Raw genomic sequence first — 20,936 nt, 5'->3', positions numbered from 1 at the left:
GTCTGGTCGAGTGCCTGCGGTGGCTGGGTTCGGTGGGAAGCCCGGTCGGCGGTGGTGGTGGGTGGGGTTCTCCGGTGATCGGCACAGGTGGATCGCCCGGAGGTCAGCAGAACCGGCGCGGGGCGAGCGGGCGATGAACCCGGCCGACCCATCCCGGTGAGACCACAGGCCGGTCGTGTGGTCGAGCGGCGGTGGGGGAGGGGTGGTCTCACCGGGATGGGCCAGCCCGAACCCCCGCCCGTCCCCTTCGGGGACCCCACCCCCGTCCCGCTGAGGCGGTGCCGCGTTCCACCCGCACCGACCACCGGAGAACCCCATGGCTCACCACCGCGCCCAGCCGATCTTCCCCGCCGAGCTCGACCAGCACGCCTTCGCGGCCATGACCGCTGCGGAGTTCGACACCTTCGTCGACCTCACCGAGCAGCTGATCGCCGAGGCCGGACCCCAGGCCACGCTGGCCGACGCACTCCAGGCCGTCCCCGAGCTGGACCCGCCCTTCTGAGCCCGGCCCCGCCGACTCGTCGAGGCCTTCGGAGGCTCGCCATGACCGCACTCGCCGACCACCAGGACCAGACCCACAACCTGCTGCGCCGCGCCCTCGGGCTACCCACCGCCGGCGGCTACATCTGGGACGGCCAGGACCTCCACGGACCGTGCGAGGCCTGCGGGCGTCAGGCGCAGCTCACGGCCCCACCACCGCTGCCCGAGGGCACGCCCGTCGTCGACCTGGTTCCCGACCCGCACGCCCTGGACACCGCTGCTCGTACGGTCCGGATGCTGGTCGATGTCCTCGACCAGCGCCGCCCGCCGCATCAGCTGCGCGAGCGCGTGCACCCTCGCGTCCTGCGCTACGTCAACGCCCTTCCTTCGGGACACCAGCGGCTCCCACGGAGGCGCCCGACTGCTGAGCCTGCGCGCCGTGCAACCCCATGAGGGTGTCGTCGAGGTGGCGGCCTCGATCCGCCTCGAGACTCGGCGACGGGCGATGGCGGCGTCGTTCGACCTGGACACGGACTACCGCTGGCGGTGTCAGACGATCCGGGTGCTGTGACACCTCGGGGCGCTGGACGGAGCCATCCGCCCAGCGCGCCGCTTGCGCTCGCTACGCTGCGTGTGCCGGGTCAAGATCGCTGGCCGTGGCATCAAACGTGGCATCAACTAGGTTTGATCGGGGCATCCAGAGCCGCTTCAGCCTGGTCCGGTGCCGACAAAGTCGCAGGTAGAAGCCCTAGTTGGTGCGTTGAACGCGCTTTACACCCGAGTAATCGCGAGGTCGGGTGCTGCTTACTTGGCCCGGCACGTCCAAGCACCTCTACTCAAGATCCTCAAGGACGTCCGCGGCGCCGGTGTCTACGAGGTTGCGTCCGAAATACCGATCGCTGGTCATCGAGGGCTTCGCGTGCCCGAGCTGGTCCGCGGCGGCTCGGCTCGATAGTCCTGCTTCGTCCATGAGGGACGCGACCGTCTTTCGGAAGACGTGACTGGTCACCCACTCGTACCCGGCGGCGCCCAGGGCGTCCTTGAGATCTGCTTGTGTGTTCGAAGGGTCGCGGAGACCGCCGGAGGCGGCCGGGAACACGAGCTCGCCCGCAGGATTGGCCTCCTGACGTCGTCGCAGCATCGTCACCGCCCATGTGGGAAGTCGCAGTCCGCGCACCTTCACCTTCGACGAAGCCTCTCGTCTAATCCGAAGCCCCTTGCCTCTTTCGCGAACGACCATTCCGCCGGTGCGGACGGTCCCGGTGTCGAGATCGACGTCGTCCCATCGAAGCGCGCAGACCTCGCCAATCCGGAGGCCGGTGGCGAACATGGCGGAGACCAGGTCAGGGACGTCGCGCCGCCTTGCGGTGTCGTCGTAGGTCAGGAGATTGCGCAGCTGTCGAGCCTGTGGCGCGGTGAGTGCTGTCGGATCCTTCTTCGGCTTGCCGCCTGTGATTCGGGGAGCGTCGCGGACGGGATTCCGGTCTAAAGCGTCGTGACGCAGGGCTACGCCACACATTCCTGACAGGACGGTGCGAACGAGCTTCGCGACGGCCGCGCCGTGGCGCTCTCGCACGGCTTTGAGATGCCGGTCGACGGCTCCGGTGGTGAGCTCGCGGACGCGGAGCTTCCCGAGCGAAGGAAGGACCTGTCTGTCCAGTCGGTCTCGGTACGAGCGCAGAGTGCCGGGGGACTTGTCTTCGTTGTTGACCTCGGCCCACCAGGCCTCGGCGAGGACGTCGACTCGGCTGTCGGGGGTGATCACGGCGTTCCCGTCGATCCTGACACGGTCGCGGAGCGCCTCGGTCAAGGCGCGCTTCGCAGCACTCTCCGTGGCGCCATGCTTCTGGACATCACGCGTGACGCCGTCCCAGTCTCGGTAGAGCGTTCGCGCGTAGCACTGGCCGTTGCGGGTGTACGTCCGGATGTTGCCGTAGGTGCCAAGAGGCATGGCTGGTCGGCCCATACTCCCATCTTACTCCCAGGAAATACCGACAACCGGTGATGAGTCTCCGATGAGCGAGAGAGGACTTGTTGCAGCTCAGAGCGAGTATCGAAAAGCTGTGGCAAGCGTTGAGTGGTGCCTATAGTAACTCGCAGGGTTACTGGTTCGAGTCCAGTCGGAGGAGCTTCTCTCCAGGTCGGCGGTCTTATCTGCTCCGCAGGTACGACTCCTTCGCCCGGATCGTGATGTCGGTCCGCCGCTCGTGTGCCGGGCGCAGTGCTGTCCGATCCTTCGGCTTCGGAGGTTATGGGATCCGGAGCGGCCCCGGCTCGTCGCCCAGGGTCCGGTGACTCGGCTCTCGAGGACCGGGGACCCGGCCGGTCGTGCCCGATGGCCCCCACGTTAGGGCGGACCCGCCTGGGCCTCGACTGTCGGACCGGCCCGTGCCAGACGCCCCGCGGGCGCCGCCTCGCGATCAGGCGGCGGCCTGGGGGATCCGCTGGGTGGCCGTCGTCGGGACGGGGGCGCGTCCGAGCCGGGCGGTCACCGCGGCGTAGGCCGGTGCGATCGCGTCGTACCGTGGCGGGTGTCGCGCAGGTATCGGGGCCTCGGTCACCGGCGCAGCCGACGAAGGCCACCCCGCCGGGGCAGGGTCCAGCCGTCCGACCCGCCGTCCGGTCACGGGAACCGGATGGCGAAGGCGACGACGTCGTCCGGGGCGTCCGGGGCGAGGGTGGCGAGGGTGCGGTCGACCAGCTCCTGGACGGGCAGCTCCCGCAGCCGGGGGAGCAGCTCCACCAGTGCCTCGGTGCCCTCGTCGATGTCGCTGCCGCGGTGCTCGACGAGTCCGTCGGTGTAGAGGAACAGCGTGGCGCCGGAGGGGATGTCGCGCTCGGAGTCCGTGCGGGCGATGCCGGCCAGGTTGGCGAAGCCGAAGAGCGGGTCGTGTCCGGCGAGCAGCTCGACGGTGCCGTCGGACAGGAGCAGCAGCGGCGGCGGGTGCCCGGCGTTCGTCCAGGTCACGTGCCAGGTGCCCGCGGTCTCGACCAGCCGCGCGAGCACGGCGGTGCCCGCGGCGCCGATCGCCAGGCCGAGGTTGGCGGACTCGAACGCCCCCAGGATCGCCGACGGCGGGCCCTCCGGCCGGTCCCAGGCGGTCTGGCGCAGCATGGACCGGACCTGGCCCATCACGGTCGCGGCGTCCAGGGCGTGGCCGATGATGTCCCCGGCGGTGACGACGAGCGCCCCCGGGACCGCGATGGCGTCGTACCAGTCGCCGCCGACGTTCTCCCGCGAGTCCGCGGGCGCGTACCGGGCCGCCATGCTCAGCCCCTCGACCACGGGCAGCGTGGTGAGCATGGCGTTCTGCATCTCGTGCGCCACCGCGACGCGGTGGTGGAGCAGCTGGGCACGGGCCAGCGCCTGCCCCGCGTACCCACCGACGGTGGCGAGGGTCAGCAGGTCCTCGGGCCCGACGACGTTGGGGACCTCCCAGCCGAGCACGATCGACCCCACCGGACCGGCGGGCCCGGGCAGCGGCACCGCCACCACCGAGTGCAGCCCGAGGTGGCGCATGATCGACACGGTGGCGGGCGGGTGCAGGGCCGCGACGGCGGTGCGGTCCGCATAGTGCACGATCGACGCCTCGCGGATCGCCCGTGCCGAGGGCAGCTCCCGGTCCAGCGCGGGGGAGTACCCGGGGGCCAGCACGACCGGGTCGTCCTGCAGCCGGATCGTGCCGCCCTGCTCGTCGAGCACGACCGCGCCGACGTACGCGGGCCGCAGCGCGCTGCGCACGAGATCGCGGATCCCGGTCAGGACGCTCTCGACGGTGTCGGTGTGGGTGAAGGCCTGCGAGGCCAGCAGCAGGGTCCGGGTGCGGTCGAAGGAGCGCTGCTGCGCCGCCTCGACGCGGTCCCGCCGGACGCCCTCGCGGTCGGCGTCGTACGAGGCCAGCCGCAGCCGCAGCTCACCCGAGCAGGCCGCGGCGATCCGGCGCAGGTGGGCCAGCTCGGCGTCGGTCCACTCCCGGGGGACGGTGTCGATCGCACAGAGCGAGCCGAGGACGTGGCCCTCGCCGTCCGTCAGGGGCATGCCTGCGTAGGCGATGGCCCCCAGCTCCGCGATCGCGAGGTTGTCCCGGACCAGGGGATGCTCCCGGGAGTCGGCGACGACGAGGGGTGCGGCCGTCTGCACCACGTGCTTGCAGAACGAGTGGCTCAGCGGCGTGGACCGTTTGGTCGCCCACGGCTCGGGTAGCCCGGTCATGCCCGGGAACACCTGAAGGTCCGTCTGGACGAGGGAGACGAGCGCGACCGGGACGCCGAGCAGCTCGCGGACCCACACCGCGTACTCGTCGAGGCGGGCGTCCGGCTCGGCGGTCAGGCCGGACCGCTGCAGGGCGCGCAGGCGCCGCGGGTCCTCGACGTCGATCGTGTGCTCCTCGGTCTCTCGTGGCGGATCGGCCGTGGCCTTCCCCGACGAGACGGCCGTGGAGACGAGCTCGCCCCCGACCCTCTCGCTGCCATCCTGCGGGACCGGGTCCGCGGCGGCATCTCGTGCCCGAGCACGGTACTCGTCCCGACCGACCAGGTGATCCACGGTGGACGGGACCGGGCGGTGCGCTCCCCAGGCACCGCCCGGCCCCTCGAAGACCCGGACGCGGTGGTCCGGATCGAGTGGGTGGGGTTCGCGCAACCTCGGCTCGTGGCCTCCGCCGACCCTGTGCGCCGGTGGGAGGAGGCGTCTGCAGGGGCCGCCGGCATCGCGGGCGACGTCGGAAAGGATAAGCCCGCGACACGACGTCCGCGTTCGGCCGAACGGGTGGGGGTCGGCCCGACGCTGTCGGGCCGCGCCCCGCCGGTCCGTCTCGGGACGACGTCCGCACCGCCCCCCGCCGGGCGTCGTCCCGGTGCGCTGCCCGGTTACCCTGGAGCCTCGGGTCGAAAGGGGAGTGCAGTGGCGGTCGGCGAGTCCGACGGGGCGGCGGGCCGGGTCCTCGCCGAGGCGAGGCGGCGGCGCTCCTTCGCGGTGATCAGCCACCCGGACGCGGGCAAGTCCACGCTCACCGAGGCCCTCGCGCTGCACGCGGACGCGATCGACTCCGCGGGCGCCGTGCACGGGAAGTCCGGCAGGCGCGGCGTCACGAGCGACTGGATGGAGATGGAGCGCGCCCGCGGCATCTCCGTGTCGTCGGCGGTGCTGCAGTTCGAGTACGGCGACGCCGTGATCAACCTCCTGGACACCCCCGGCCACGGCGACTTCTCCGAGGACACCTACCGCGTGCTCGCGGCGGTGGACGCCGCGGTCATGCTGCTCGACGCCGCCAAGGGCCTCGAGCCGCAGACCCTCAAGCTGTTCGACGTCTGCCGCTCGCGCAAGATCCCCGTCCTCACCTTCGTCAACAAGTGGGACCGCCCCGGCCGCGAGGCCCTCGAGCTGCTGGACGAGGTCGAGCAGACGATCGGGCTGCGGCCGATGCCGCTGACCTGGCCGCTCGGGATCGCCGGTGAGCTGAAGGGCCTGATCGAGGTCGCCACCGGCGAGTACACGAAGTTCACCCGCGCCGCCGGTGGGGCCACCCGGGCGACCGCCGAGGTCGTGGCGCCCGAGGTCGCGGCCGCGGACGAGCCCCAGTTCTGGGCCACCGCGCAGGACGAGATCGCCCTGCTGGACGAGATCGGCGCGAAGTTCGACGAGAAGGACTTCCTCGCGGGCACCGCCACCCCGGTGCTCTTCGGGGCGGCGCTGTCGAACATCGGCGTCGCGCGGCTGCTGGACGCACTCGTCGAGCTGGCCCCGCCGCCCGGCGAGCGGGAGGACGCCGAGGGCCGCCCGCGCGAGCTGGACGCGCCGCTCTCCGGCCTGATCTTCAAGGTGCAGGCGGGCATGGACAGGGCCCACCGGGACCGGATGGCGTTCCTGCGCATCAACTCCGGCCGGTTCGAGCGCGGCATGGTGCTCACCCACGCCGCCACCGGGAAGCCCTTCGCGACCAAGTACGCGCAGTCGGTGTTCGGCAACCAGCGCACCACCGTCGAGGAGGCGTTCCCCGGGGACATCGTCGGCCTGGTCAACGCCAACGCCCTGCGCCCGGGGGACAGCCTCTACGCCGCCCAGCCGGTGACCTACCCGCCGATCCCCAGCTTCGCGCCCGAGCACTTCTCGGTCGCCCGCTGCGCGGACGCGGGCAAGACGAAGCAGTTCCGCCGGGGGATCGAGCAGCTGGACGGCGAGGGCGTCATCCAGGTGCTGCGCTCGGACCGCCGCGGCGACCAGGCACCGGTGCTCGCGGCCGTCGGGCCGCTGCAGTTCGACGTCGTCGCGGCGCGGATGGAGTCGGAGTTCAACGCCCCGATCCGGCTGGAGCACCTGCCGTACCAGATCGCGCGGGTGACCGACGAGGCCGGCGAGGCGGCACTGTCGAGCCAGTCCGAGTGCGAGGTGCTGACCCGGTCCGACGGGGTGAAGCTGGCGGTGTTCAGCAACAAGTGGCGGATGGACGTCGTGATCCGCAAGTTCCCGGACGTCCCCTTCGAGCCGCTGCTGGCCGGTACCGTCACGGAGTGACCTGGCGGAACTGGGCGGGCAACCAGCGCACGTCGCCGGTCCGGACCGTCCTGGCGGGCTCCGCGGCCGAGGTCGCCGAGGCGGTCGCCTCCGCCGCCGCGGAGGGACTGCGGGTCGCCGCGCTGGGCTCGGGGCACTCGTTCAACGGGATCGGGGTGCCCGAGGGCGTCGCGGTCCGACCGCCGAGCGGGCCGGGGATCGTCGTCGACGGCGACTGCGTCACGGTCCCGGCGGGGATGACCCTGCGTCGGCTCAACGCCCTGCTCGCCGAGCACGGCCGCGCCCTGCCCAACCTCGGCGACATCGACGCCCAGACGGTCTCCGGGGCCCTCGCCACGGGCACCCACGGGACCGGCGCGACCTACCGGGGCATCGCGGCGCAGGTCAGGGGCTTCGAGATCGTGCTCGCCGACGGCGCGGTGGTCCAGGCGGACGGCGACCTGCTGCGGCTGGGCCGGATCGGGCTCGGGGCGCTCGGCGTCGTCACGGCGGTGACCCTGGAGACGGTGCCCGCGTTCCGGCTGCACGCCCACGAGTCCGTCGTCCCGCTGGGCGCGGCGCTGGAGCTCGCCGCCCTGCCGGACGACCACGCCGAGTTCTACTGGTTCCCGCACACCGAGGTCGCGGTGCTCAAGCGCAACAACCGCACCGAGGCGACGGGGCCGGTCCGGCGGCTGCCCTGGGTGGCGGACGAGCTGCTCGGCAACGTCGGGTTCGCCGCCGTGTGTGCGCTCGCCGACCGGGTCCCGGCGCTGGTCCCGCGGCTCAACCGGCTGTTGGCGGCGCAGATGCCCGCGGGGGAGTACGTGGACCGCAGCGACCGCGTCTTCTGCTCGCCGCGGCGGGTGCGGTTCCTGGAGATGGAGTACGCGGTGCCGCGCGAGGCGCTGGGCGAGGCGTTCGCCGGGCTGCGCGCGGCGGCGGAGCGGCACGCCCGCGCCGTGACCGTGCCGGTGGAGGTGCGGCTGACCGCGGCGGACGACGTGCCGCTGTCGATGGCGTACGGGCGAGACAGCGCCTACCTGGCCGTCCACGTGCACGCGGGACAGCCGCACGCGGCGTACTTCGCCGCCGTCGAGCAGGTGATGGCCGGGTTGGAGGGGCGACCGCACTGGGGCAAGCTGCACACCCGCACCGGTCCCGAGCTGCGGCGGGTGCACCCGTCACTGGCCGAGTTCGCGGCGGTGCGGGACCGGATCGACCCGGAGGGCCGCTTCCGTTCCGCCCACCGGGACCGGTTGCTGGAGGGAGACGGTCGTCTCAGATAGAGACGTCGCTTGGCTGTTAGCCCCGCCGTAGGTCACCATTAGACATGGCTAACAGGCGGGTTCGGCAGCTCTCCCGCAGCTGCCTGGTGCCGTCCCGGCGGTCCGCAGGAGTGCCGATGTCACCTGGTCCGAACGTGCGGCTCGTCGCCGCGGGCGCGGTGCTCATGGTCCTGTTGTCCGTCGCCTCGCTGGTCGCGGTCGGCGCCGGGGCCCCGGCGGCGGCCTTCCTGCCGCTCGCCGCGCTCGCCCTGGCCGTGCGCCCTGCGCTCGTCCTGCACGACCGGCGCCGCCGCCGTGCGCCGCGCCCGGTCGTCCGCGCGCGACGGGTGTCCTCGCTCCACTGAGGAGGCCACGTCATCAGCTTTGATGACGGTCTCACTCGAACGGACCACCGTCGTCACACTCGGTCCGTTTCGGCAACACGATCGTCACGACTCGGCAATCCGTTCGGGGGTCGGGCTCACGCACGCTGGCGCGTGCACACGAGCCGGAAGCAGAGGACCCCTCCATGAGTGGAAATGCCGCGCGCCTGCAGGCGATCTCGGCCGTCGAGGCCTACGCACCGCCCGCCGTCAGCTTCGTGCCGGGGGAAGCGCCGGGGGAGATCTTCGGCGAGAACGTCTTCAGCAAGTCGGTCATGCAGAAGCGGCTGCCCAAGTCGGTCTTCAAGTCCGTGATGGCGACGATCGAGCGGGGCGCCAAGCTCGATCCCGTGGTGGCGGACGCGGTGGCGTCGGCGATGAAGGACTGGGCCCTGGAGAAGGGCGCCACGCACTACGCCCACGTGTTCTACCCGCTGACCCACCTCACCGCCGAGAAGCACGACAGCTTCCTCGAGCCGACCTCCGAGGGCGCGGCGCTGGCGGAGTTCGCGGGCAAGACGCTGATCCAGGGCGAGCCGGACGCGTCCAGCTTCCCCAACGGCGGCCTGCGCAACACGTTCGAGGCCCGCGGCTACACCGGCTGGGACATCACCAGCCCGGCGTACGTGCTGGAGAACCCGAACGGCAACACGCTCTGCATCCCCACCGTCTTCGTCTCGATGACCGGTGAGGCGCTGGACCACAAGACCCCCGTGCTGCGCTCGCAGCAGGCGATGGGTAGGCAGGCCGAGCGCATCCTGACGCTCTTCGGGACCCAGACCTCCGAGCACGTGGTGTCGTTCTGCGGGCCGGAGCAGGAGTACTTCCTGATCGACCGGCACTTCTTCGTCGCCCGCCCGGACCTGCTGAACTCGGGCCGGACGCTCTTCGGCGCGAAGCCCGCCAAGGGCCAGGAGTTCGACGACCACTACTTCGGCGCCATCCCCGAGCGCGTGCTGGGCTTCATGATGGACACCGAGCGGGAGCTGTTCCGGCTCGGCATCCCGGCCAAGACCCGGCACAACGAGGTCGCGCCCGGCCAGTTCGAGATCGCGCCGATGTTCGAGCGCGGCAACGTCGCGAGCGACCACCAGCAGCTGCTGATGACCACGTTCAAGACGATCGCCAAGAAGCACGGCCTCGAGATCCTCTTCCACGAGAAGCCGTTCGAGGGCGTCAACGGCTCGGGCAAGCACGTCAACTGGTCGCTCGGCAACTCCGAGCTGGGCTCGCTGCTCGTCCCGGGGGACACCCCGCACGAGAACGCGCAGTTCCTGGTGTTCTGCGCGGCGGTCATCCGCGCCGTGCACAAGTACGCGGGCCTGCTGCGGGTGTCGGTCGCCTCGGCGACCAACGACCACCGCCTCGGCGCCAACGAGGCCCCGCCCGCCATCATCTCGATCTTCCTCGGCGACCAGCTTGCGGACGTGTTCGAGCAGATCGCCGAGGGCTCGCTGAACGGGTCGAAGGGCAAGGGCGCCATGCAGATCGGCGTCGACACCCTGCCCGTGCTGCCGACGGACCCCGGCGACCGCAACCGCACCAGCCCGTTCGCCTTCACCGGCAACCGCTTCGAGTTCCGCGCGCCGGGCTCGCAGCAGACCGTCGCGGCCCCGATCACCACGATCAACACGATCATGGCGGAGGCGCTGGACCACTGCGCCACCGTGCTGGAGACCGCGGTCGCGGCCGGGACGGACTTCGACACCGCCGTCCAGTCGCTGCTCAAGGACCTCATCACCGAGCACGGCGCGGTCGTCTTCAACGGGGACGGCTACTCGGAGAAGTGGCAGATCGAGGCCGCCGAGCGGGGCCTGCCGAACCTGCGCACCACGCTGGACGCGGTGCCGGAGCTGATCTCCGACTCCGCGATGGAGCTGTTCGCGAAGTACGGCGTGTTCAACGAGCGCGAGATGCACTCGCGCTACGAGATCGCGCTCGAGCAGTACGCGCTCACGATCGGCGTCGAGGCCAAGCTCACGGCGGAGATGGGCAGCACCCAGATCCTCCCGGCCGCCGTCCGGCACCAGACCGAGCTGGCGCAGAACGTCGCGACCCTCAAGGCCGCGGGCGTCGAGGCGGACACCGCCGCGCTGATCGAGGTCACCGAGCTGGTCGGGGCCCTGAAGGGCGCGCTGGCCACGCTCAAGGCCGAGCTCGCCGACCACAGCGCCGAGAGCACCGTCGCCGAGGCCACGCACGCGGGGGAGAAGCTGCTCCCGGCGATGGCCGCGGTCCGCGAGGCCGCGGACGCGCTGGAGTCGGTCGTCGCGGACGACCTGTGGCCGCTCCCGACCTACCAGGAGATGCTCTTCATCCTCTGACGTCCCACCCGTCCAACTCGTCCGACCCGGACGCCGGAGGTGGGGGACTCGCGGGATCGTCGCCCGCGAGTCCCCCACCTCCGCCCGCCGAGTCGGGGCGCCGGTAGCGTCGGTCGGGTGGCGCGCCGGACGAGCAGGACCAAGTCGACCAAGACCGAGCCGGACCGCCCCGATCTGCCCACGTCCTTCGATCCCGCGCCGCCCCCCGAGGACGGCGACCTGTGGGACGGCGTCGAGGCCGGACCGGAGACCGAGTTCCCCGAGCACGTCGCGGACCTGCGGTGGCACGAGTGCCGGCTGCGCGGGGTGAACCTCGCCGGGCGGACCCTGTCCGGCCTGCACTGCCGGGACACCGAGTTCATCCAGTGCGACCTGTCCGGCGCCGTGCTGGACGACACGGTGTTCACCCGCGTCACCTTCACCGACTGCCGCTTCACCGGCACCGAGCTCAACGGGGCGGGCCTCAACGACGTCCGGCTCCAGGGCTGCCGCGCCGACCTCGTCCGGCTGCGCATGGCCAAGGGCACGTTCCTGCACGTCGAGGACACCGTGCTGCGCGGCGCGGACCTCTACCGCTTCACCGCGCGGGACTGCGCCTTCCTGCGCTGCGACCTCACCGACGCCGTCCTCGAGGACGCCCGGCTCGCAGGCACCGACCTGCACGGCTCCACCCTGGAGTCGATCCGCGGCCCCCTCGCCCTGCGCGGCACCCGGATCGGCCCGGACCAGCTCGTCCCGGTCGGCGCGATGCTGCTGGCCGCCCTGGGCGTGGAGATCACCGACTAGCGTGGGGACCCCGACAGGATCGCGGAGACGCGCTGGCGGCTGACCCCGAACAGCTTCCCGATCCGGGTGATGGAGACGTCCTCGTCGTGCAGGGCCCGGGCCTCCTCCCGGCGGAAGCGCCCGCCGACGGTGCCCAGGTCGTCCAGCGCCCGGGAGACGGCCTCGACGACCAGCGGCCGCTCCTCGCGCTGCACGATCTCGTGCCAGCTCGACCCGGCGGTGCGCAGCCGGTCCAGCTGCGCCACCCGCTCGCGCGCGCGGGCCAGCTCGGCCATGGTGCGGTCGAGCTGCGTCCCGAGCTCGCGGAGGGCGTCGAGCGCGGGATCGGTCATCTCCGTCATCCTCAGCGCAGCGCCGTGAGCGCGCCCGCCACCGGCTTCCAGCGCTCGGCGTAGGCGGCCAGCTCGGGCCCGTCCCACGCCGAGTCGATCAGGTAGAGGCCGGGCAGCGCGCAGGTCCCGCCGATCTCGGACAGCACGGGCTTGAGCGTGAGGTCCGGGGCCAGGGCGTGCGTGGGCCCGCCGCCGAGCATCAGCGGCACGGCCACGACGCCCTGCAGCCCGGTCCCGCCCTCGAACTGGTCCAGGAACAGCTTGAGCAGACCGGTGTAGGTCGCCTTGTAGGTGGGGCTGGCGAAGACGACCAGGGACGAGGCCTGCACGGTCTTCTTCGCCGCGGCGACGGCCTCGTCCCCCCAGCCGAGCAGCCCGGGGCCCAGCTCGGACAGCTCGATCACGTGGTCCGGGGCCGCCCCGGTCAGCTTCTCGGCCAGCGCCACGCCTGCCTCGGTGGTGCGGCCTGCGGCCTTCGGGTTGCCGACGACGACGGTGACGGTCACTTCGCTGCTCCTGCCTCGGGGGTGCGGGGTCCGGCGACCAGCATTCCATCCCCGAGGCCCGCGAGCGCCGTCCGCCGACGCACGCCACGCGCTCGTCGCAGCACCTTCGGTGGGGTCCGTCCGGCCGACCTGCGCCTCCCCGGGCCTCGACACGCCCGGGAGTCGAGGGCCGACCAGCGACGCCCGCCGCTCGGCGCGGCACCCACCCCCCGTCCGTGCGCGCACGTCACCCGTTTGAGACGGTGGGGCCGTCCCGCTCCCTCGTACGCCCAGGAGACACGCACGTGAAGAACTTCGGACGCGCCCTCGGCAAGTTCAGCTCGGGCCTCATCCAGGCGCTGGGCATCCTCGGCGGCTGGAACCGCGGCCGCACCCGCTGATTGGCCGGACCCGGGTCGGGGTACGGACGGGCATGGTCGCCGTCCAGCGCGTGGTCCGCACGCGCACCCCGCTCGAGTCCGTCGTGTCCTACCTCGCCGACTTCTCCCACGCCGAGCAGTGGGACCCCGGTACGAAGTCCTGCGAGCGGCTGGACTCGGGCCCGCTCGGTGAGGGTTCGACCTGGCGCAACGTCTCGGTGTTCCGCGGCAACGAGACCGAGCTGACCTACACCCTCGTCACCCGCACGGCGGACCGACTGGTCTTCCGGGGTGAGAACAGGACCGTCACCTCGACGGACGATCTGCAGTTCACTGCCGTCGGCGGCGGCACCGAGATCACCTACGCCGCGAACCTCGACTTCCACGGGGTCGCGAAGCTCGCCGCCCCCTTCCTGAAGGCGGAGTTCGAGCGCCTCGGCGACGAGGTCGAGAGGACCCTCCCCGCCGTGCTCGACGGGCTCTCCTGACCCATCCGGCCCAGGGCGGCGTTACCAGCAGTTTTCCGATCCCGACGACTGGGTTTCCGCATGCCCGGACCCCCTTGACAGCGGCCCCCTCGTGGCCTCACCGTGTTGCGCGTCGTGCTGAACGTTTCGCAGAGCGCATTGATCAGCACGCGGACCACGCCTGTCACACCGGCATCACGAGGACGCGGCACATGATCTACGCCTGCCAGCTCTCCGACCTCCCTCCGGGCGGGTCCCTGCGGCTCACCGACCTTCCCGGCAGCCCGCCGGTGGCCCTGTTCCACACCGAGGACGGCGAGCTGTTCGCCGTCGACGACACCTGCACCCACGCGGACGCCTCGCTGGCCGAGGGGTTCGTGGAGGACTGCGCCGTCGAGTGCCCGTTGCACGCGGCGATCTTCGATCTGCGCACCGGCGAGGCGGACGGGATGATCGCGACCCACCCGGTGCGCACCCACACCGTGGTGGCCTCGGAGGGACAGGTCTACCTGCAGCTCTCCGAGGCGATCCCGCACCTGCCCGCCGCCGCCCGCCGCGCCGCCGCCTCATGACGCCTCGGGTCGTGGTCATCGGGTCCGGCGTGGTCGGGGCCGCGGTGGCGGACGAGCTGACCGAGCGCGGCTGGACGGACGTCACCGTGCTGGACCGGGGGGCGCTGGCCCTGCCGGGCGGGTCGTCGTCGCACGCCCCGGGTCTGGTGTTCCAGGCCAACCCGTCGCGGACCATGGCCCGGTTCGCGCACTACACCGTCGAGAAGCTGTCCTCCCTGGACGTCGACGGGCAGTGGTGCTTCAACCGGGTCGGCGGGCTGGAGGTCGCGACCCTGCCCGAGCGGGTCGCCGAGCTGTGGCGCCGCCAGGGCTACCTCGCCTCCATCGGGGTGGACGCGACGGTCGTGGGGCCGGAGGAGTGCGCCCGCCTGCACCCGCTGGTGCCCGCCGAGAACGTGCTGGCCGGCCTCCACATCCCCACCGACGGCCTGGCCAAGGCCCCGCGCGCGGTCGAGGCCCAGGCCCGGCGGGCGATCTCCCGCGGGGCCCGGTTCCTGGGGGAGCAGCGGGTCGTCGAGGTGATCCAGGAGGGCGGCCGGGTGACCGGCGTCCGCACGGAGGCGGCCGCCGCCGGCGGGCGGGGAACGGACACCTTCCCCGCGGACCACGTCGTGCAGTGCACCGGGTTCTGGGGCCCGCTGACCGGCGCGCTGGTCGGCCTGCCCACCCCGCTGCTGCCGATGGCGCACCAGTACGCGCGCACCGCGCCCGTCCCCGGGCTCACCGACCTCGGCCCGCGTGAGGCGCAGGCGCCGATCCTGCGCCACCAGGACCGGGACCTGTACTTCCGCGAGCACGGCGAGCGGCTGGGGATCGGGTCCTACGCGCACCGGCCGATCCCCGTGGACCCGGCGAACCTGCCCACGCACACCGACATGCCGTCGTCGTTCGACTTCACGCCCGCGGACTGGGAGCCCGCCTACGCGGACGCCCGCGCGCTGCTCCCGGCGCTCGGGGGCGTCGAGATCGAGCACGGCTTCAACGGCGTCTTCTCCTTCACCGCCGACGGCATGCCGCTGCTCGGCGAGCATCCGACGCTGAGCGGCTACTGGGTCGCCGAGGCCGTGTGGGTCACGCACTCCTGCGGTGTCGCGCGCGCCCTGGCCGAGTGGATGGTGGACGGCCACCCCTCGCTGGACGTCCACGCCTGCGACCTCAACCGCTTCACCGAGGCGCAGCGCAGTCCGTCCTACGTGGAGCAGCGCGCCAGTCGGAACTTCGTCGAGGTCTACGACATCCTGCACCCGCTGGACCCGCCCGCGGCGCCGCGCCCGATGCGGACCTCGCCGTTCCACCTGCGCCACCGGGAGCTCGGTGCGGTGTTCACCGAGGTCGGCGGCTGGGAGCGTCCGCTGTGGTTCGCCGCGAACGCGCCGGCGCCGCACCCGGAGCGGGAGCCCTGGGCCGGTCGGCACTGGTCGCCGATCGCGATCACCGAGGCCCTCGCGACCCGCGAGTCCGTCGCGCTCTACGACATGACGCCGCTGACCCGCGTCGAGGTCGCCGGCCCCGGCGCCTGCGCCTTCCTCGACGGCCTGACCAGCAACAAGGTCGACGTCGCGGTGGGCCGGGTGGTGTACACCCTGATGCTCACCGAGGCCGGCGGGGTGTTGAGCGACCTCACCGTGACCCGGCTCGGCCCGGAGCTGTTCCAGGTCGGCGCGAACGGCGAGGTGGACGTCGACCGGTTGCGTCGGCTCGCCCCGGCAGGCGTCTCGGTCCGGGACGTCACGGCCGGGACCTGCGGACTCGGGCTGTGGGGCCCCCGGGCGCTCGACGTGCTGTCCTCGGTCTGCGACGACGACCTCTCCTTCGGCTACTTCCGCGCGAGGACGATCCACGTCGGCGCGATCCCCGTGCTCGCCCTGCGGGTGTCCTACGTCGGCGAGCTGGGCTGGGAGCTCTACACCTCCGCGGACCAGGGCCTCGCGCTGTGGGACACGCTGTGGGCCGCAGGCGGGGAGCACGGCCTGGTCGCCGCCGGGCGGCACGCCTTCACCAGTCTGCGGATCGAGAAGGGCTACCGGGCCTCGGGCGTCGACATGACCAGCGAGGATCTGCCTCTCGAGGCCGGGCTGGCGTTCGCGGTCAAGCCGGGGGAGTACCCCGGTGCCACCGCGGCCACCGCCGAACCGCGGCGCAGGCTCGTCCCGTTGCAGCTCGACCCGCGGCACGTCGTCCTGGGGTCCGAGCCGGTGTTCGCGGGCGAGGACTGCGTCGGGTACGTGACCAGCGCGGCGTACGGCCCGAGCGTCGACGCGTTCCTGGCCTACGCCTGGCTGCCCGTGGACCTCGCGTCGCCGGGGACGGTGGTCGAGATCCAGTACTCCGGTGAGCGACGAGGGCGGCGGCTGCCCGCCGTCGTCGTCGCCGAGCCCGTGTTCGATCCCGAGGGCAAACGCCTGCGCCCGTGACCACCCCGATCTCCCGAGCCCCCGGAGTCGTCCCATGACCATGCTCGACCCCGCAGCGCCCCAGACCGGCAGTCTGGTGCCGACGCTGCCCGGTCACTGGTACACCGATCCCGCGATCTTCGCGGCCGAGCAGGAGCGGATCGTCGAGGCGGGGTGGGTGTGCGTGGCGCTCGCCGCGGACCTCGACGCCCCCGGCGCCTACCGGACCGTGCAGGTCGGGCGGGAGTCCGTCGTCGTCGTGAAGGGGCGGGACAAGGCGGTCCGCGCCTTCTTCAACGTGTGCAGACACCGCGGCGCGCAGCTGTGCGTCGAGCCCGCGGGGCAGGTGCGCAACAAGCTGCAGTGCCCGTACCACGCCTGGACCTACGACCTGACCGGCAAGCTGATCGCCGCCCCCAACCTCACCGAGATGCCGGACGTCGACCGGTTCGCCAACGGGCTGGCCGCCGTCGCGGTGCGGGAGTGGATCGGCTACGTCTGGGTGTGCGTGGCGCCCGAGCCGCCCTCGTTCGAAGACGAGGTCGTCGGGGCCGTGGTGACGCGGCTCGGGGACGTCGAGTCGATCGACCACTACGGCGTCGAGAACCTGCGGCTCGCGCGGCGGATCGGCTACGAGGTGCAGGCGAACTGGAAGCTGATCGTCGAGAACTTCATGGAGTGCTACCACTGCGCCACGATCCATCCGGAGCTCACCGAGGTGCTCCCGGAGTTCGCGGACGGGTATGCGGCGCAGTACTACGTCGGCCACGGGGCGGAGTTCGGGTCCGGGGTCGAGGGCTTCACCGTCGACGGCTCGGCGGGCCACGCCCGCATCCCCGGGGTGTCGGCCGACCAGGACCGCAGGTACTTCGCCATCACGATCCGCCCGGGCGTCTTCGTGAACCTGGTACCGGACCACGTGATCGTGCACCGCATGACGCCGCTGGCCCCCGACCGCACGCTCGTGGAGTGCGACTGGCTCTTCCTGCCCGAGGTGGTGGAGTCCGGCGCGGACGTCGACCGCAGCGTGGAGCTCTTCCACCGCGTCAACAGCCAGGACTTCGCGGCGTGCGAGCGCACCCAACCGGCGATGAGCAGCCGCGTCTACGCGAACGGCGGCAACCTGGTCCCGAGCGAGCACCACATCGCCGAGTTCCACCACTGGGTCCAGTCCCGTCTCGCGTGAGATCAGCACCAGCGCTGTCGGGCCATGATCGAACAGCGCTGGTGCTGACCTCAGCCGGGATCAGGCGTGGGCGCGGCGCTTCGGGAGGAGGTGGGCGACGGCCACGACGAGCGCGCCGACCACCGCGCCGACCACGGCGGAGAGGGCGGTGTTGATGAGCCAGCCGAGGAACCCGCCCAACGGGCCCGTGGCGTCCTGCACCAGCAGCTCGACGTGGTGGACGAACCCGTACGGCGGGTGGAATCCCAGCTCGTCGACCCCGACCAGCAGGATGTGCCCGCCGACCCACAGCATCGCGACGACGCCGACGGCCGACAGCACGGCCAGCACGATCGGCATGGCCCGCACCAGCCCGCGGCCCAGCGCGCTCACCGCGCCGGACTCGCGCCGGGCCAGGACCAGTCCGAGGTCGTCCATCTTCACGATCAGGGCGACGACGCCGTAGACGAGCGCGGTGATCCCGATGGCGACCAGCACGAGGATGATCGCGCGGGCGAGGAACGCCTCCGAGGCGACCTCGTTGAGCGCGATGACCATGATCTCGGCGGAGAGGATGAAGTCGGTCCGCACGGCGCCGGAGACGACCTTCCGCTCGTGCCCGGCGGGGTCCGCGGCGGCCTCGGCGTTCTGCTCCTCCGGCGCGGGCTCGTGCCCCGAGAGCTTCTCCCAGATCTTCTCCGCGCCCTCGAAGCAGAGGTACAGCCCGCCGACCATGAGGATCGGCGTGAGCAGCCACGGCGCGAGCCAGCTCAGGAGCAGGGCCACGGGCACGATGAACAGCAGCTTGTTGCGCAGCGACCCGACCGCGATCCGGCGGATGATGCTCAGCTCGCGCTCGGGTTCGAGGCCCTGGACGTAGCGCGGGGTGACGGCCGCGTCGTCCACGACCACCCCGGCCGCCTTGGCGCCCGCCCGCCCGGCCGCGCCCGCGATGTCGTCCAGCGACGCGGCGGTGATCCGCACGAGCGCCGCGACGTCGTCCAGCAGCGCGAACAGGCCGCTCACCGCGGCGGCTCCGGAATCGTCACGAAACGGAGCTTACGGGGTGGATGTCCCGATGCTCCTCATTCCCACCACCCCAGCCGGCGGCTGATCTCCGCGGACGCGTCCACGACGGTGGGGGCCAGGGTCTCGAGGCGCTCCGGGGGGAGGCGGTAGCTCGGCCCGGCGAGGGAGAGGGCCGCGACCACGCCGCCGGTCTGGTCGCGGATCGGCGCGGCGACGGCGTTGAGGCCGGTCTCGTACTCCTCGACGACGGTGGCGTACCCGCGGTCGCGCACCTGCTCCAGCTCCGTCTCCAGTGCGTTCCGGCTGTCCAGCGTCCGCCCGGTGAAGCGCTCCAGCTCCAGGTCCTTGAGGATCGGGCCGAGGTCGGCGGCCTCCAGCCAGGCGATCAGCGCCTTGCCGCTCGACGTGCAGTGCAGCGGGGTGATCCGGCCGATCCAGTTGTAGGACAACACCGTCGACGGCCCGCGGGCCTGGTGCACGTTCACCGCCCACGGCGCCTGCAGCACCGCGATGTTCACGGTCTCGCCGAACTCCAGGGCCAGCCGCTCGCACGCCTCGCGACCCATCCGCGTGACGTCCAGCCGCCCGGAGACCGCCCCGGCCAGTGGGATCAGCCCGAAGCCGAGGGTGTACTTCCCGCGGTCCGCGGCCTGCTCCACGAGCCCGCGCTCCTCCAACGCACCGAGCAGCCGGAAGGCGGTGGACTTGTGCACGTCCAGCTCCGCCGCGACCTCGCTGACGCCCGCCTCGCCGCGGCGCGCCAGGATCTCCAACACGGTGATGGCGCGATCCACGGACTGCACGCCCCCGTCACGGCTGCGCTCCGTGTTGCTCATGGCGAAACTATACGCAGCCATCCGATGTCGGCGCTTGACCCCGAAGCATGATCGGGAGGACTCTCCTCCGCGTGCCCGACCTCTTCATCGACGGCGAGTGGACCTCCGGCTCCGGAGGATCCGCGCAGGTCGTGAACCCGTACGACGCCTCCGTGGTGCGCACCGTGGACCAGGCGGGCGCCGCGGACGTGGACCGGGCGGTGGCCGCCGCGCGCCGCGCCTTCGACGGCGGGCCCTGGCGGTCGGTCGAGGCGCCGGAACGCGGTGCGCTGCTCCGCCGGATCGCGGACCTCCTCGTGCGGGACAAGGAGGAGATCGCGCACACCGAGACCCTCGACACCGGCAAGACGCTGGTCGAGAGCCGGATCGACGTGGACGACGTCGTCGCGGTGTTCCGGTTCTACGCGGACCTCGCGGACAAGGACGCAGGCCGCCTGGTCGAGACCGGGCAACCGGCCGTCGTCAGCCGGGTGGTGCACGAGCCCGTCGGGGTCTGTGCGCTCGTCACGCCCTGGAACTACCCGCTGCTGCAGCTGTCCTGGAAGGTCGCGCCCGCCCTCGCCGCGGGCAACACCATGGTGATCAAGCCGAGCGAGGTCACCCCGCTGACGTCGATCGTGCTCGTGAGGCTGTGCGCGGAGGCCGGGGTCCCGCCGGGCGTGGTGAACATCGTGTTGGGGGACGGGCCGACGGTCGGCGCCCCGCTGACCGAGCACCCGGACGTCGACATGGTGAGCTTCACCGGCGGGCTCGCCACGGGGAAGGCGATCATCCGGGCCTCGGCGGAGACGGTGAAGCGCACCGCGGTGGAGCTGGGCGGCAAGAACCCCAACATCATCTTCGCGGACACGGACTTCGAGCTCGCCGTGGACTACGCGATGCTCGCCGTCTTCCTGCACTCCGGGCAGGTCTGCTCGGCGGGCGCGCGGCTGATCGTCGAGGACTCCCTCGCCGACGCGCTGGTGGCCGAGGTCGCCGCACGAGCCGCCAGGATCCGGTTGGGGAACGGACTGGAGGAGGGCGTCGAGGTCGGCCCGATGGTCTCCGAGGCCCACCGCGCCAAGATCGAGGGCTTCGTGGCGAGTGCCCGGGAGGAGGGTGCGACGATCGTCTGCGGCGGTGCGCGACCGTCGGACCCCGCTCTGCAGAAGGGCTTCTTCTACCTACCCACGGTGATCACCGGCGTGACCCGGGAGTCCCGGGTGATCCGGGAGGAGACGTTCGGCCCGATCCTCACCGTGGAGCGGTTCACCACCGAGGCCGAGGCGATCGAGCTGGGCAACGACACCGAGTACGGCCTGGCGGGTGCGGTGTTCACCCGGGACATGGGGCGCGCGCAGCGGGTCGCGGCCGCGCTGCGCCACGGCACCGTGTGGATCAACGACTACCACCCGTACGTGCCCGGCGCGGAGTGGGGCGGGATGAAGCGCTCGGGCAACGGGCGCGAGCTGGGCTACGCGGGACTGCACGAGTACCAGGAGACCAAGCACGTCTGGCAGAACACGGCACCAGAGCCCCAGCGGTGGTTCAAGGGCTGACCGCT

20 protein-coding genes are annotated in these 20,936 nt (G+C 72.2%); 13 read left to right on the top strand and 7 right to left on the bottom strand.

Annotated elements, in window-relative coordinates; genetic code table 11:
- Positions 1-316: 316 nt before the first annotated feature.
- The 3 genes from ABD993_RS31475 to ABD993_RS31465 are packed head-to-tail and all read left to right on the top strand — an operon-like array spanning position 317 to position 1,051.
- Complete coding sequence (locus tag ABD993_RS31475; RefSeq protein ID WP_345426470.1) at positions 317-502, top strand: hypothetical protein; 186 nt, start codon at positions 317-319, stop codon at positions 500-502.
- Between the two features lie 41 nt (positions 503-543).
- Positions 544-933: a hypothetical protein gene (locus ABD993_RS31470; RefSeq protein ID WP_345426468.1), complete on the top strand. Its 390-nt coding sequence runs from the start codon at positions 544-546 to the stop codon at positions 931-933.
- The gene (locus ABD993_RS31465; protein WP_345426466.1) at positions 920-1,051 is read left to right on the top strand and encodes an Rv3235 family protein; all 132 of its coding nucleotides are present in this window, start codon (positions 920-922) and stop codon (positions 1,049-1,051) included. The genes ABD993_RS31470 and ABD993_RS31465 overlap by 14 nt, the downstream gene beginning before the upstream one ends.
- Before the next feature lie 261 nt (positions 1,052-1,312).
- Here the strand turns inward: ABD993_RS31465 and ABD993_RS31460 are convergent, their stop codons facing one another.
- From ABD993_RS31460 to ABD993_RS31450, 3 genes are all read right to left on the bottom strand, one after another.
- Positions 1,313-2,446 carry a tyrosine-type recombinase/integrase gene (locus ABD993_RS31460; protein ID WP_345426464.1) on the bottom strand — a complete coding sequence of 378 codons (1,134 nt, stop codon included), beginning with the start codon at positions 2,444-2,446 and terminating at the stop codon, positions 1,313-1,315.
- A gap of 454 nt (positions 2,447-2,900) precedes the next feature.
- A complete protein-coding gene (locus ABD993_RS31455; protein ID WP_345426462.1) occupies positions 2,901-3,041 on the bottom strand; it encodes a hypothetical protein in 141 nt (46 codons plus the stop codon).
- 62 nt (positions 3,042-3,103) lie between these two features.
- Positions 3,104-5,122, bottom strand: coding sequence for a GAF domain-containing SpoIIE family protein phosphatase (locus ABD993_RS31450; RefSeq protein ID WP_345426460.1), 2,019 nt, complete (start codon positions 5,120-5,122; stop codon positions 3,104-3,106).
- Between the two features lie 261 nt (positions 5,123-5,383).
- Between ABD993_RS31450 and ABD993_RS31445 the strand changes: the two genes are divergently transcribed.
- The 5 genes from ABD993_RS31445 (at position 5,384) to ABD993_RS31425 (ending at position 11,734) form a co-directional block, all read left to right on the top strand.
- The gene (locus tag ABD993_RS31445) at positions 5,384-6,994 is read left to right on the top strand and encodes a peptide chain release factor 3 (RefSeq protein ID WP_345426459.1); all 1,611 of its coding nucleotides are present in this window, start codon (positions 5,384-5,386) and stop codon (positions 6,992-6,994) included.
- Positions 6,991-8,262: a D-arabinono-1,4-lactone oxidase gene (locus ABD993_RS31440; protein WP_345426457.1), complete on the top strand. Its 1,272-nt coding sequence runs from the start codon at positions 6,991-6,993 to the stop codon at positions 8,260-8,262. Before ABD993_RS31445 ends, ABD993_RS31440 begins: the two co-directional genes overlap by 4 nt.
- A 116-nt stretch (positions 8,263-8,378) precedes the next feature.
- Positions 8,379-8,606: a hypothetical protein gene (locus ABD993_RS31435; protein WP_345426455.1), complete on the top strand. Its 228-nt coding sequence runs from the start codon at positions 8,379-8,381 to the stop codon at positions 8,604-8,606.
- 164 nt (positions 8,607-8,770) lie between these two features.
- On the top strand, positions 8,771-10,948 hold the full coding sequence (locus ABD993_RS31430) for a glutamine synthetase III family protein (RefSeq protein WP_345426453.1): 2,178 nt from the start codon (positions 8,771-8,773) through the stop codon (positions 10,946-10,948).
- 117 nt (positions 10,949-11,065) lie between these two features.
- On the top strand, positions 11,066-11,734 hold the full coding sequence (locus ABD993_RS31425; RefSeq protein WP_345426451.1) for a pentapeptide repeat-containing protein: 669 nt from the start codon (positions 11,066-11,068) through the stop codon (positions 11,732-11,734).
- Here the strand turns inward: ABD993_RS31425 and ABD993_RS31420 are convergent.
- Positions 11,731-12,066 (bottom strand): hypothetical protein, encoded by a 336-nt coding sequence (locus ABD993_RS31420; RefSeq protein WP_345426449.1) that lies wholly within the window; start codon positions 12,064-12,066, stop codon positions 11,731-11,733. The genes ABD993_RS31425 and ABD993_RS31420 overlap by 4 nt on opposite strands.
- Positions 12,067-12,077: 11 nt before the next feature.
- Positions 12,078-12,572 carry an NADPH-dependent FMN reductase gene (locus ABD993_RS31415; RefSeq protein ID WP_345426447.1) on the bottom strand — a complete coding sequence of 165 codons (495 nt, stop codon included), beginning with the start codon at positions 12,570-12,572 and terminating at the stop codon, positions 12,078-12,080.
- A gap of 412 nt (positions 12,573-12,984) precedes the next feature.
- Here ABD993_RS31415 and ABD993_RS31410 point away from each other — a divergent pair, with 412 nt between their 5' ends.
- The 4 genes from ABD993_RS31410 (at position 12,985) to ABD993_RS31395 (ending at position 17,549) form a co-directional block, all read left to right on the top strand.
- Positions 12,985-13,419, top strand: coding sequence for an SRPBCC family protein (locus tag ABD993_RS31410; RefSeq protein ID WP_345426446.1), 435 nt, complete (start codon positions 12,985-12,987; stop codon positions 13,417-13,419).
- A 191-nt stretch (positions 13,420-13,610) separates the two neighbouring features.
- Positions 13,611-13,970 carry a bifunctional 3-phenylpropionate/cinnamic acid dioxygenase ferredoxin subunit gene (locus ABD993_RS31405; RefSeq protein ID WP_345426444.1) on the top strand — a complete coding sequence of 120 codons (360 nt, stop codon included), beginning with the start codon at positions 13,611-13,613 and terminating at the stop codon, positions 13,968-13,970.
- Positions 13,967-16,384 carry a GcvT family protein gene (locus tag ABD993_RS31400; protein ID WP_345426443.1) on the top strand — a complete coding sequence of 806 codons (2,418 nt, stop codon included), beginning with the start codon at positions 13,967-13,969 and terminating at the stop codon, positions 16,382-16,384. Before ABD993_RS31405 ends, ABD993_RS31400 begins: the two co-directional genes overlap by 4 nt.
- 34 nt (positions 16,385-16,418) lie before the next feature.
- Positions 16,419-17,549 carry an aromatic ring-hydroxylating oxygenase subunit alpha gene (locus tag ABD993_RS31395; RefSeq protein WP_345426441.1) on the top strand — a complete coding sequence of 377 codons (1,131 nt, stop codon included), beginning with the start codon at positions 16,419-16,421 and terminating at the stop codon, positions 17,547-17,549.
- Positions 17,550-17,609: 60 nt separating this feature from the next.
- Here the strand turns inward: ABD993_RS31395 and ABD993_RS31390 are convergent, their stop codons facing one another.
- Positions 17,610-18,554, bottom strand: a complete 945-nt coding sequence (locus ABD993_RS31390) for a DUF808 domain-containing protein (protein ID WP_345426440.1) — start codon at positions 18,552-18,554, stop codon at positions 17,610-17,612.
- Positions 18,555-18,613: 59 nt separating this feature from the next.
- Positions 18,614-19,393, bottom strand: a complete 780-nt coding sequence (locus tag ABD993_RS31385; RefSeq protein WP_345426439.1) for an IclR family transcriptional regulator — start codon at positions 19,391-19,393, stop codon at positions 18,614-18,616.
- Between the two features lie 71 nt (positions 19,394-19,464).
- Here ABD993_RS31385 and ABD993_RS31380 point away from each other — a divergent pair, with 71 nt between their 5' ends.
- On the top strand, positions 19,465-20,931 hold the full coding sequence (locus ABD993_RS31380) for an aldehyde dehydrogenase family protein (protein WP_345426438.1): 1,467 nt from the start codon (positions 19,465-19,467) through the stop codon (positions 20,929-20,931).
- The last annotated feature ends 5 nt before the right edge of the window (positions 20,932-20,936 follow it).

The organism is Pseudonocardia xishanensis, assembly GCF_039541715.1.
Classification (GTDB): Bacteria; Actinomycetota; Actinomycetes; order Mycobacteriales; family Pseudonocardiaceae; genus Pseudonocardia; species Pseudonocardia xishanensis.
Note: the sequence above shows the minus strand (reverse complement) of the source record. Positions and strands in the feature narration are given on the sequence as shown.